The following is an 11292-nucleotide window of genomic DNA, read 5'->3' as shown; positions in this document are numbered from 1 at the left end:
CGGCGGGTGCTTGCAGAAGTAGGCCGACGGGCCGATCAGCGCACCACCTTCACCACGATCAAGCGCAACCTTGCAGCAACGGATCGCGTCCATCACGCACGCCGCCGAGTTCGGGCTGTCTTCAACCGAGAGGCGCAGTTCGAGGTTCATGGGAACGTTGCCCCACTGCTGGCCTTCCATGCGGATGAAGCACAGCTTGTTGTCCTTCTGCCAAGGAACATAGTCCGAAGGGCCAACGTGGATGTTCTCGTCCGCCAGGCGCGTGGCCAGCATGGCCTGCACTGCTTCGGTCTTCGATTCCTTTTTGCTGCCCAGACGCTGACGGTCGAGCATGTTCATGAAATCGGTGTTGCCGCCGGTGTTGAGCTGGTACGTGCGCTCGACATTGACGCCGCGTGCCGCAAACAGGCTGGAAAGAACGCGGTGGACGATCGTGGCGCCAACCTGTGCCTTGATGTCATCACCCACGATCGGGATACGCTTGTCGCGGAACTTCGCTTCCCATTCCGGGGTCGAAGCGATGAACACCGGCATACAGTTGACGACGGCAACGCCGGCTTCAAGCGCACATTCCATGTAGAATTCGGTGGCTTCCTGCGACCCGACGGGGAGGAAGTTGAGCAGCACTTCGGCGCCGGTTTCCTTCAGGGCCTTGACGATGCTCTCTTGGGTGGCTTCGGCTTCGTCAGCAACGATAAAGCCCTTTTCGCCGACCGTGGTCATGTGCGCGGCAACACCGTCCGACACGCGGCCCATTATGACCTTCGCACCGGTCATAGGCACATTGGCCTGGAACACGGTGGTGTTGTTCGGAGCTGCGAAGATGGCTTCGGCAATGTCCTTGCCGACCTTGCGTGCATCGACATCTACGCCGAGCACGAAATCGACGTCACCGGCGCCATACCCGCCAATACGGTCGTGGATGAGCCCTTGCGACGAATTGTTGTTGCGATAGTAGGCTACACCTTGCACCAGCGAGCTAGCGCAGTTGCCCACGCCGATCACGGCGACCTTGATTGGCTTCATGAATAACGATCCCTATCAGACAGGCGCATCAGAGCGTCTGTAATCAAACTGCCTCAAAATACCGAAATGCCATCGAATGCAAGCCGATTCCTCAGTTGGTCATGAGGAAACGCGAGATAGACCGGCGATACCGATCGTGTTTTCCGCGCTCCTTGTCCGCACCCTGTGCCCTGCGCAGCACTGACAGGCAGGCGCGCAAGAGACAGCATCTTCCGATGGGACGCGGCCCTTAACCGAAAAATGCACCATGCGATAGTGCGTTTCCACATACCAATCGCAAACTGTTACCCGTTTGCCATAACAGTGGCAAATATGCCACCAATCTCCGCAAGCGAGGAGATCGTGCGGGTTCCCGACACAGCCTTCTCGAAATCGTCCGCACAGAACGCATCGGTCAGCAATGCGCGAAACCGCACCCCGGCCGCTGCGGCGATTTGCGCGTCGTTGGGTGAATCTCCGGTGAACAAGAATGCAGAGCGGGAAATGCCAAAGCGCTTTTCGAGCGCAGCAAAATGCGCCTCGCCCTTGGCAAAGCCTGGATCACCTTCACAGGCGGCGCGATAGCCAAATGCGCAATCGACCGGCCAGTCTTGCGCCAGACGTTCAACATAGACTTCGAGGTTGTTGGATGAGATTGCGACCAGCAGGCCTTCATTGCGCCAACCCTCCAGCAGGTTTGCAACCGCTGGCGAAATGGCGATTCCCGAAAGGTAGCCGTCCTTCCACGCTTCGAACCGTTCGGCCACGGAATCGGTTTCCTGCCCCGGATAGAGTTGGCGTAGTTGGCGTTCGAAAGGCAGCCCGGACGTGGCGAAGTATGAACGTCGCGCTTGCACAAAGGGTGTGCCGAAAGCCTCTTCCATCAGCTGTGCGGCATGGTCTGCATAGTCTTCCATCGTCGGCACAAGTGTGCCGTCCAGGTCGAATACCAGCACTTTTATTTCTGCACTGGCAGCGTCAGCCGTCATACGGTCAGGCTTTCGCGCGCAACGGCCAGATCCTCGGGGGTATCCACCTCGAACCATTTGAGGCCTGATAGCCAATGGATTTGCGGCGCATCGGTCTGCGCAAGCTCGTCGAGCACCATTTCGACCGAGGCGGACGCGGTATCGCTGCTGTGCTGCACGCGGTCAAAAGCGTCCCAATATGCGCCAAGACTGCCCTGTGCGACGAAAGTCGTACCGATGTAGGCCCCGTCATACCTTGGCAGGGTTTTCGAGATCGCGACGAGATGGCCGTCCTTTTCGATCACCTTCATTTCATCAGACAGCACTGGGCGTTCGCGTTCGCAGGCGATGCCGATCCCTTGTGCCGACGGGACGAAGTGGCGCGTATACATGTCGCCGGGAAACAAGTGGTCGGCGTTGGTCAGCACAAACGCGTCCGTGCCGATCAACGGCCGTGCAGCGCCAAGCGATGTCAGATTGCCGGCTTCAAGCTGGGTGTTTCGCACGGTGCGCACCGGCGCACCTGCCCATTCACGCGTGATGTGAGCTTCGATCAGTTCGGCGCGATAGCCGGTGACCACAACGGCATTTTCCACCACTGCGAGCAGGGCCTCAATCGCAAAATCAAGGCAGGTTCGCCCCGCCACGGCCATCAGCGGCTTGGGCAGGGATTCAGTCGCATCGCCAAGCCTGCTTCCGCGGCCCGCAGCCAGGATCACGCCTATCATTCGTTGCCTCGGTTCCCGGTTGCGGATCAAATCACCGCCAATTTGGGGGAACCCTTGGCATCCTGCAAGGGGGGAGAGACTATGATGGCTTTCTGTTACGCCAATCTTGCAGGTGAGCGCTTATAACTGGCGCATGTGCGGCGGAAGCAGCAGGCCCTCGGTATCCGCCACGATCAGCGGTGCACACCATGCCACCGCGCCAAGCCAGATGCACAAGCCCCCCAGCAGCATTCCCGGCAGTACCCAGGCGAGGCCCGAAAGGCAAAAGCCACAGGCAACCAACACATAGACATCGCGTTTGAACAGGCGTTCGATTGTCAGCGTTACGGCCTGCAACATTGGTCGCCCTTCCAGCCTGCGGGTGAGCGCGGCGCGCAAAACGTCGAAGCTTCCGCGCTTCGGGCCAATGCGCACGAGAATGCTCATCGCCACGATTCCGCAAACCAGCAGGACCACGCAAGCCAACGCGATCCACGCATATTGCAGCCCATATGTCCGCATCACACCAGTCATCAGCCCGATCACGAAGCCGAGATTGGCCACGGTATCGCAAGCGGTATCAAGCAGGGCACCGCGTCTGCTCATCGCCCATGAAACGCGGGCGATATCGCCATCGACGCAATCGGTGACCGATACGATCTGAAACAGCAATCCACCCAGCGCGAGCCACTCCATGCCACCCTGCCCAAGGACCACTGCCATGACCATTGCCAGTGCTAGCGTGAACCATGTGATCGGGTCAGGGCCAATGCCAAGCCTGAGCGCGAGTGCGGACATGCGAAACGAGATTGGCCGGTTGATCCAGCGGCCGACCGGGCCTTCCGTGGGTTTCAGCGTTGCGCGCAGCAGCGTCATGACCGTGGCGTGATCGTTTGCTTCGCGGATCAGGCGGGGGTCACCGCGCACAAGCACGAGCGCCGGATTTTGAACCAGCGCCTCAAGCGCAGCCTTGGTTGGTAGCGCGTCTGCCGGGAGAAGGGCGGTGCCGGGCGGAATATCGGCTGGTGTGGCTATGACAGTTACCTGCGGCAGGGGGCGAACGCGCAGGGCAAAGCTCTTGTGCCAGTCCTCTTCAATATGCCCGTCAGCAATCACGAACACGCCTTGCGCGCCCACAAGATCAGCAAGAATCACGCCGCGCGCGATTCCGGTCAGGCCGCCAATTCGGCGCCTCAGATACGAACTTGCTGGAATTGCGACGAAAAACGGAGGTATCAAGCGCGTATGCCTTTTACTGTGCGTCGCCAGCCCTTCCCACGGGCTATAGACACGGCTACCGGTTGCGCCAAGACGGCAATCGCAGAGGGATCGCAAGGGTGAACGTGGCAAAACGGGCGGGGACGATCGAACGTCCAAAGCGCCCGCGCGAAATGCAGGATGGCCTGAATTTCCACCTCTATCATCCGCTTGCATGGCGGCTGGCGCGGGTGCTGGCGCACACCCCGCTGACACCCAACATGGTGTCAGTGTTCGGCGGATTGCTGGTCGTGGCAGCAGGCGTCGTCTATTTCAACATGGACGCCACCGGCGGTACTTGGGCGCTCGGCTGGCCGTGGGGTGCGATGCTCGGGCTGCTGCTGCACATGAGCTGGCACGTGGTCGATGGCGCAGACGGCGATCTGGCGCGCATCACCGGGCGGTCCAGCCCGATCGGCGAGATGGTCGACGGAATTTGCGATTATGCCAGCCACATCGTGCTGTACGTGCTGTTGGCGTTCGTGCTGACACGGGAGATTGGCGCGGGGCAAGCATGGGCTTGGACGTTGGCGGCCGGTGCTTCGCACATCGTGCAGTCCAACCATGTCGAAGTGCAGCGCCGGTTCTATCAGTACTGGACTTATGGCGTGCCGTGGCTGAACAATTCCAAGGACAACGGCTCCGGGTTGTTCGGTTCGGGCGGTATCTTCGCCCGCGTGTTCGAACCGATTGCGCGCGGTTATCTTCACCTTGCTGCCGGGATGACCCCCCACGCCCGCCAGATCGACGCGGCGGTCAGCGCGGCGATGGCATCGGGCGATGACACGCGGCTGGCGGCAATACGGGCCGAAGTGGCGCGCGAACAGAAGCCGCTGCTAAGCTTTCTGAAGCTGCTTGGCCCGAATCCCCGCGCCATTGTGCTGGGCTTTGCGATGATTGCTGGCAGCCCGGTGTGGTACTTCTTCTATCAGGCAGTGGTGCTGAACGTGCTGCTGGTGATCTCGGTCCAGCTGCATAATCGTGCGGCAATGGCCACAGCCTCGCGGCTGGACGGTCCGCCGCCGCCAGCATCGGCGGCGTTCAGCTGATCCGATATTGGTTGAGCGAAAGCACACCGGGCCGCGCTTTGCGCCACGCGGTTACGAACAAGGCGTAGAGGGCCAGCGCGATGAGGGCAGGCGCAGCATCGCGTAGGGGATCGGGCCATGATGGCGGCAGCATGGTTGCACTCTGTCGGCCGATCAGCACCGCGATGCTCGCCGCTGCAATGGGCACAGACGCATGAAGCAGCGGTGGTCTGACGCCTAGCCCAACCAACCAATGGCGGCGTAGGCCCGCCGCAAACAGTGCCGCAATCAACATGGCAATTGTCGCGCCGACGATGCCATAGTCAGGCGTCAGGAGCGGGATGGCGAGACCGGCTGTTGCTATCAGGACAAGGTTGACCTGAAGCGCGAGGGCTGGGCGACGGTAGTATAGGATCAGTTCGGACACCCCGAACGCGCCGTTGACGGTCTCGGCCAGCAGCATCGCCAGTAGCGCTACATAGGCACCCGGCTGGTGCACTCCAAACAGGCTGAGCAGCAAGTCGCCAGTTGCGGCCATCATCAGCACAACACCCAGTTGCAGCGTAAGGACAACCCGCGTTGCGGCGGCAGTGGCTTCACCGGTCACCACATCGCCATCGCTGCGCATGGTCCGCGCGGTCAGTGGGGTCAGGATGCCGTCAAAGGCCTGCCGCACTTGCAGTATCGGCGTGCGCAACTGGCGCAGCACGCCGTAGACGCCCGCAGGCGCATCACCCAGCAGGAAGCCGACGAGGTAGAGATCGATGCGCTGCGCCAGCGTGGTCAGGAAATCGCTGCCACTCGCCGGTATCAGGGCCTGCACATGCCGAATCAGCGCTGCTGGGCTTGGCCGCCACTGCCGTAAATGCAGCGAGCCGAGGCAGTCCCTAGCGCTCCACAACGAAAATACTGCGAGTGCAATCGACCCGGCCCAATAACCGAGCAGCATACCGGTGTCGTTCATCCCCAAGTGCCACGCTACCAGCGCGACGCCCGTCAGCGCATAAGGTTCGACCAAACCGCGTCCGATCACTTCGTAACGCATCTTGTGCGTCCAGCGTGTGGCAGCGAGCGCGATGTCTCCGGTGATCTGGCCAAGAACGGAGGGAGCGAGCAGCATGATGGCAAGCCGCAACGCATCCGATACCGCGCCTTGCGGCAGCAACATAGCGCCGCAGATCATGATCAGCGATACCGCCACGCCTGCAACCAGTGCGAGCATCAGCGCGTCAAGCAGGACATGCGTGGCCCGTTTGCCAGTGGGTGTCTCTTCCTCCAGCCAAGGGAAGATCATGCGCTTCAGGCCAAGGCTGGCGACTGGAACGGCCAGTTCCACCATCGCGCTCGCCATCGTGAACACGCCATAGTTCGCTGCGCCATAGAGCCGCGCGCCGATATAGAGAAACCCTGCCCGAGCCGCGAAACGGATCACGAAGCTCAGCGCGTTGGAGCCAGCCCCGCGCGCGATGACTTTCTGGGAGCTGTTCTCTTGCGCCATGGCGCGCGCCGCTTGGCGCTAAACGCCAAGGTTTGCAAGCGTTACACCTGGTCCTTGCGTAGTGTGAACACGCACAAGATCACCACCGAAATCGCCAGCGCTTCCATCACACCCCACGCAACCCAAGGTGAGTGATTGTAGAGCAATACGCCGATAGCCGGAGCCACAATATAGGCCGCGCCGTTGACTGAAGTCACAACCCCCGCCGCCTGACCCTGTTCGCCCGGACTTACCGCAAGGCTTGCGCCCGATGTAAAGCCGGGGCGGAACATTCCGAAGCCCAGTGATGCAATGGCAAAGCCGACTGCAATGGTGTGAAGATCCTGGCCGACCGCGATGGGCAGGATGCCAAATGCGGCCAGCCCCATGCCCCACAGCGTCGATGTGCGCGGCCCCATGCTCAGCATCGGGATCAGCCCCCATTGTGCCAGCAAAGTCGCTGCTGCGCCTGCCATCAGCACAAGCCCGACTGGTCCTGCTGCCGCATCGGGATCACCGCGCAGACCCAGACGGTCGAGCAGCAGAAAGCCAATCACGCCCAGCACCATGGTTTGTGAATGGCCACCGATCAGCCCCGCCAACAACCACGGGCGCAGGCGGCGATCCGACCAGCGTAGCCGGTCAGCACCGGCATGTAGCGGTTCGGCGGCGGGCAGTTCATCGGGCGATCCGTCGGGGTGCCCCTCATCATCATCGGGCATTCGCGGGTTGGATGATGCACTGAATGGTGCCGCCATAACTTCGCCCCGCGCCGCAAAGCGAGGGTCATCATTGGGCAGGCGTGTGCGCAGCAGTACCAGCACGATCACGCCCATCGCTGCAAAAATCACGAATGGCCCTACCAGTCCCATACCCGGCAGAATCATCAGCGGCGCCAACGCGGGGCCAAGCACGGTGCCAAGGCCAAAGCTTGAGGCCACGAGCGAAAGCGCCTTCGTGCGATCCGCGCGTCCGGTGCGGCTGGCGACGTAGGCCTGAACCGCAGGCGGCGCGGCTGAACCCAGCAGTCCGTAAAATGATCGTGCCAGCGCAAACAGGCTCATCGTCATAACCGCGCTGAACCAACCATTGAGACCGAAATGGAGAATTATGCCGCACAACGTGAACGAGAGGATGAACCCGATCACCCCCAGTGCCATCATTGCCTTGCGCCCGCGCCGGTCTGATCGGCGTGCCCAGAACGGGGCCATCAGCATCCACAACAGCGCCGACCATGAATAGGCAAGGCTCACCCAAACGTCGGCAATGCCGAGCCGCGTGCCGATTGAAGGCATGACCGATTGCATCGCAGTATTGCCTGCCGCCGTCACCAGCATGACCGCAAACAGTAGCGCCATTCGCTCCTTCGGCAGGCGTATTGGGCCTTCGTTCATGTCCGATCCTGCAGCAGCTATTCTGACCGGCAGAGGACATCTTCCTGCAATGACTTCGACCCAGGTTGCGCGCGAACCCCTTCTCCAGCGGGCAAAGCGCAAGGCGGAACGCCTGCTCGGCCCAGCCGGAATCTTCTTCAAGGGCTTCCTCAAGCACCCGGCGATGGTCGGCGCGATTGTCCCGTCGTCAAACCGCACGATTGAGCGGGTTTTGTCGGTGGTTGATTGGGAAGAATGCCGCCTTTTCGTGGAATACGGCCCCGGCGTGGGCACATTCTGCCGCCCGGTGCTGGAAAAGCTGCGCCGCGATGGCCGGTTGATCGTGATCGATACCAACCCGGATTTCATCGAGTATCTGCAGAAGACCATCGGTGACAGCCGATTCATCGCCGTCAATGGTTCGGCGTCCGACGTGGAAGAGATCGTCCGGGAAAACGGCTTCGATCATGCCGACTATGTGCTTTCGGGCCTGCCCTTCTCGAACCTTCCTGAAGGTGTCGGCCCAGCCATCATGGGTGCCACGCATCGTGTGCTGCGTCCCGGTGGCGCGTTCCTCGTTTATCAGTACACGGCGCGTGCGCGCGATCTGATGGGCCAGTTCTTCCGCCGCATCGACAAGGGGTTCGAACCGGTCAACGTGCCGCCCTGCGTGATCAGCTGGGGCTGGAAGGAATAATCTTCCAGCTTCTGGCACTTCAGCCGAAGATGTCGCCAATTTCGTCAGCAGTGTCGCCGGCCAGTTGCCGATATACCGCCGCCAGTATCGCCACGAAATAGACCAGTGCGCCTGCCGTCAGCGTGCTGGAAACGGCTGCGGTCAACACTTGCTGGATCCCGCCGTCAGTGGTCAGCACCAGCACCACGCCCACCAGCATCATGGCAAGGCCATAGACGACGGCGAATAGCAGCCCTGCCAGCATGAAGAAGGCCAGCATCCGGCCGGAATTGCCCTTGGTCAACGCCCACGACCGCTTCAGTGCCTGCACCGGGTTGCGCTCTGCCTCAATCGCCAGCACCGGCGCGACCAACGCCATGCGCAGGCTGCACCAGATCATCGCGATGAACGCGCCGATGATGACAATGGCTCCAATCGCTTGTTGCCCGGTCAGCGCTGCCGCGCTCACCAGTACAAGAAAGCCCATGCCAAGTGCTGCGCCAACCATGATCTGCGCCAGCACATAGGGACCGAGCGCCAGAAAGCCCCGGCGAATCGCCTGTCCCACCATCGGGCGGGCGCGGTCCGTCATCACAATCAGCATGGTGACGGTGCCAGCCATTTGCAGCAGCGTAACGACGATCAGGAGGGGCATCGAGGCCGTCCACATATCGGCGATCTTTTCCATCATTTCGCCCGGCGGTGTGCCCGGTGCCATCTGTGGTTCAGGCACGAACACCGAGAACGCAAGACTGGGCAGCAAGAAGAACACCCCCGCAATCGCGATCAGCACATCACGGTTGGTGGCGACAAGGCGCGTGGCGGTTTTCCAGGCAAGGCTGCTGTCGAGGCGGACGGTCATGGCGCTCCTCTAGCAGCGCAAACCCGCTCGTGTCGAACCCTACCATCATGGGCGATGACGCTCCCCCTTGATGATCCGGGCCGTCTGCGCCATGCGGGGGTCATGCCGGATCATCACACCATCGAAATCCGCCGCGAAGCCGCACAAGTGCCTTATCGCACGGCGCTCGATGAAATGACCGTGCGCAACGCCGCAATTGCCGATGACACCGCGCAGGAACTGGTCTGGCTGCTCGAACATCCGCCGGTCTATACCGCAGGCACCAGCGCCTCGCCCGATGAACTGCTCGATCCGCGCTTTGAAGTGGTCGCAGCCGGGCGTGGCGGGCGCTATACCTATCACGGTCCCGGCCAGCGCATCGGCTATGTCCTGCTCGATCTGCGCAAACGCGCGCGCGATGTGCGTGGCTTTGTCCACGCGCTTGAAGGCTGGGTGATCGATACCCTGGCGGATTTTGGCGTGGAATCCTGGCGCGCTGACGGTCGCGTCGGCATCTGGACGCGGGATGCCGATGGTCGTGAAGCCAAGATCGGTGCCATCGGCGTGCGCATTCGCCGCTGGGTGACGATGCACGGCTTCTCGGTCAATCTCGCGCCGGATATGTCGCACTTCGGCGGCATCGTCCCGTGCGGGATCGAGGAATTCGGCGTCACCAGCCTCGCCGCGTTGGGCCACGATGTCAGCGCGGATATGTGGGACGAGGCGCTGCTTGCCCATTTCGACGGATTTCTGGCAAAACTCGACACGCCATGTCCTGCCGCAACAACGCCACCGGAGGCTGCATGATCAGAAGACCTTTAACGCTGGCGATCTGCCTTGCGCTCGCGGCTTGCAACCAGCAGGCTGAACAGGGCAAAGCCGCTGCGGCATCGGGTGAAGTGCTGCCCGGGTCGATCTCGGACGACATGATCGATCTGGACACCTCGACCGCAGCACCGCCGCTCGCACCGGTAAAGCCTTCAGCGACGAAGAAGATAGCAACCGACAATGCTAACGACGCTGATAGCGAGGAAGCCGAAGCTGACGTTCCTGCGCCAGCTCCGGCTGCCGAATCACGCGATACCGAGTAGCTGCCTGGCCATCCGCAGGTGTGGCTGATCGATCATCCGGCCATTGTATTGCAGCGTCCCGGCATTCGGGCTTTGCGCAAACAAGCCAACAATCGCTTCGGCTTCGGCCAGTTCCTCTGCGCTCGGTGCAAAGGCCGCGTTGATGATCTGCACCTGTGACGGGTGAATTGCCAACATCCCGGTGAATCCGTCGGCCCGCGCTGCCTGCGCGGCGCGCATGGTCCCCGCTTCATCGCGGAAATCATCGTGCAGGGTGTCGATCGACCAGATTCCGCAGGCATGGGCTACCAGCAGGCATTGCGCGCGGATGAAGCGGAAAGCGTCAGTCCACCCGCCGTTGGCATCGCGCTTGCGGCTCGCGCCCAGCACGGCGGACAAATCCTCAGCGCCCCACGTCAGCCCGGCCAGCCGCGGCATGGCGGAATCGACATAGCTTGGAATGGTCAGCGCGGACCTTGCCGTTTCGCTCACCAGCGGCAGAATGTGCGTGGTTCCGTTGGGAATGCGGTGGCGCTGTTCAAGTTCATAAATCTCGGCCGCCACCATGCGGACCTGATCCGGCCCTTCGCACTTGGGCAGCATCACGCCATCGGGCGCGCCTGCCATGACCACGGCCAGATCATCGCGCCACATGCCAGTGTCGATCGCGTTGATGCGCACCCAGCGACCGAGCGGGCGATTTTCCGTCACGTGCTGGCGGTGGATTGCCAACCAATCGCGCGCCAGCACCCGCGCCTGCGGCTTGGCCGCTGGGGCCACTGCATCTTCCAGATCGGCAATCACCACATGCGCGCCGGTGGACATGGCCTTGCCCAGCTTCTTTTCGCTGTCACCGGGGACAAAGAGCCATGATCTTGGCGGCATGTGGC

Annotated in this window: 12 protein-coding genes; 4 read left to right on the top strand and 8 right to left on the bottom strand. The window is 61.7% G+C overall.

The genetic code is table 11. The annotated features are described in order from the left end of the window. The 4 genes from B7X90_RS09690 to B7X90_RS09675 all read right to left on the bottom strand — a co-directional run. The coding region (locus B7X90_RS09690; protein ID WP_292623982.1) for an inositol-3-phosphate synthase at positions 1 to 1026 on the bottom strand (1026 nt) is incomplete at its 3' end. A 284-nt stretch (positions 1027 to 1310) separates the two neighbouring features. Then, positions 1311 to 1961 (bottom strand): haloacid dehalogenase-like hydrolase, encoded by a 651-nt coding sequence (locus B7X90_RS09685; RefSeq protein ID WP_292623980.1) that lies wholly within the window; start codon positions 1959 to 1961, stop codon positions 1311 to 1313. Positions 1962 to 1990: 29 nt separating this feature from the next. Then, positions 1991 to 2701 carry an NTP transferase domain-containing protein gene (locus B7X90_RS09680; RefSeq protein WP_292623979.1) on the bottom strand — a complete coding sequence of 237 codons (711 nt, stop codon included), beginning with the start codon at positions 2699 to 2701 and terminating at the stop codon, positions 1991 to 1993. A gap of 120 nt (positions 2702 to 2821) precedes the next feature. Beyond that, entirely contained in the window at positions 2822 to 3835 is a 1014-nt protein-coding gene (locus B7X90_RS09675) for a CDP-alcohol phosphatidyltransferase family protein (protein WP_292623977.1), read from the bottom strand. A gap of 182 nt (positions 3836 to 4017) precedes the next feature. Between B7X90_RS09675 and B7X90_RS09670 the strand changes: the two genes are divergently transcribed. Beyond that, positions 4018 to 4986, top strand: a complete 969-nt coding sequence (locus tag B7X90_RS09670) for a CDP-alcohol phosphatidyltransferase family protein (protein ID WP_292623975.1) — start codon at positions 4018 to 4020, stop codon at positions 4984 to 4986. Here the strand turns inward: B7X90_RS09670 and B7X90_RS09665 are convergent. Both B7X90_RS09665 and B7X90_RS09660 read right to left on the bottom strand, forming a co-directional pair. Continuing rightward, positions 4979 to 6463 carry a lipopolysaccharide biosynthesis protein gene (locus B7X90_RS09665; protein WP_292623974.1) on the bottom strand — a complete coding sequence of 495 codons (1485 nt, stop codon included), beginning with the start codon at positions 6461 to 6463 and terminating at the stop codon, positions 4979 to 4981. The two genes, B7X90_RS09670 and B7X90_RS09665, sit on opposite strands and share 8 nt — an antisense overlap. A gap of 41 nt (positions 6464 to 6504) precedes the next feature. Further along, the gene (locus B7X90_RS09660) at positions 6505 to 7836 is read right to left on the bottom strand and encodes an MFS transporter (protein WP_292623972.1); all 1332 of its coding nucleotides are present in this window, start codon (positions 7834 to 7836) and stop codon (positions 6505 to 6507) included. A gap of 49 nt (positions 7837 to 7885) precedes the next feature. Here B7X90_RS09660 and B7X90_RS09655 point away from each other — a divergent pair, with 49 nt between their 5' ends. Further along, positions 7886 to 8512 (top strand): methyltransferase domain-containing protein, encoded by a 627-nt coding sequence (locus B7X90_RS09655; protein ID WP_292623970.1) that lies wholly within the window; start codon positions 7886 to 7888, stop codon positions 8510 to 8512. A gap of 19 nt (positions 8513 to 8531) precedes the next feature. On the opposite strand, the gene B7X90_RS09650 is transcribed toward B7X90_RS09655, so the two are convergent. Then, the gene (locus tag B7X90_RS09650; protein WP_292623967.1) at positions 8532 to 9353 is read right to left on the bottom strand and encodes a glycerophosphoryl diester phosphodiesterase membrane domain-containing protein; all 822 of its coding nucleotides are present in this window, start codon (positions 9351 to 9353) and stop codon (positions 8532 to 8534) included. 102 nt (positions 9354 to 9455) lie between these two features. Here B7X90_RS09650 and lipB point away from each other — a divergent pair, with 102 nt between their 5' ends. Both lipB and B7X90_RS09640 read left to right on the top strand, forming a co-directional pair. Next, a complete protein-coding gene (gene lipB, locus B7X90_RS09645) occupies positions 9456 to 10139 on the top strand; it encodes a lipoyl(octanoyl) transferase LipB (RefSeq protein ID WP_292623989.1) in 684 nt (227 codons plus the stop codon). Continuing rightward, complete coding sequence (locus B7X90_RS09640; RefSeq protein ID WP_292623965.1) at positions 10136 to 10423, top strand: hypothetical protein; 288 nt, start codon at positions 10136 to 10138, stop codon at positions 10421 to 10423. Before lipB ends, B7X90_RS09640 begins: the two co-directional genes overlap by 4 nt. On the opposite strand, the gene B7X90_RS09635 is transcribed toward B7X90_RS09640, so the two are convergent. Then, the gene (locus tag B7X90_RS09635) at positions 10406 to 11287 is read right to left on the bottom strand and encodes a CoA ester lyase (RefSeq protein WP_292623963.1); all 882 of its coding nucleotides are present in this window, start codon (positions 11285 to 11287) and stop codon (positions 10406 to 10408) included. The genes B7X90_RS09640 and B7X90_RS09635 overlap by 18 nt on opposite strands. Between the last annotated feature and the right edge of the window lie 5 nt (positions 11288 to 11292).

It is taken from the genome of Novosphingobium sp. 17-62-19, assembly GCF_002256775.1.
GTDB lineage: Bacteria > Pseudomonadota > Alphaproteobacteria > Sphingomonadales > Sphingomonadaceae > Novosphingobium.
The sequence above is the reverse complement of the archived record's forward strand: the minus strand, read 5'-3'. Positions and strand labels throughout refer to the sequence as shown.

Coding starts and splice junctions, on each gene's coding strand:
- B7X90_RS09660 (WP_292623972.1), bottom strand. CDS start 7,836: ATGAACGAAGGCCCAATACGCCTGCCGAAGGAGCGAATGGCGCTACTG.
- B7X90_RS09650 (WP_292623967.1), bottom strand. CDS start 9,353: ATGACCGTCCGCCTCGACAGCAGCCTTGCCTGGAAAACCGCCACGCGC.
- B7X90_RS09655 (WP_292623970.1), top strand. CDS start 7,886: ATGACTTCGACCCAGGTTGCGCGCGAACCCCTTCTCCAGCGGGCAAAG.
- lipB (WP_292623989.1), top strand. CDS start 9,456: ATGCCGGATCATCACACCATCGAAATCCGCCGCGAAGCCGCACAAGTG.
- B7X90_RS09640 (WP_292623965.1), top strand. CDS start 10,136: ATGATCAGAAGACCTTTAACGCTGGCGATCTGCCTTGCGCTCGCGGCT.
- B7X90_RS09680 (WP_292623979.1), bottom strand. CDS start 2,701: ATGATAGGCGTGATCCTGGCTGCGGGCCGCGGAAGCAGGCTTGGCGAT.
- B7X90_RS09635 (WP_292623963.1), bottom strand. CDS start 11,287: ATGCCGCCAAGATCATGGCTCTTTGTCCCCGGTGACAGCGAAAAGAAG.
- B7X90_RS09665 (WP_292623974.1), bottom strand. CDS start 6,463: ATGGCGCAAGAGAACAGCTCCCAGAAAGTCATCGCGCGCGGGGCTGGC.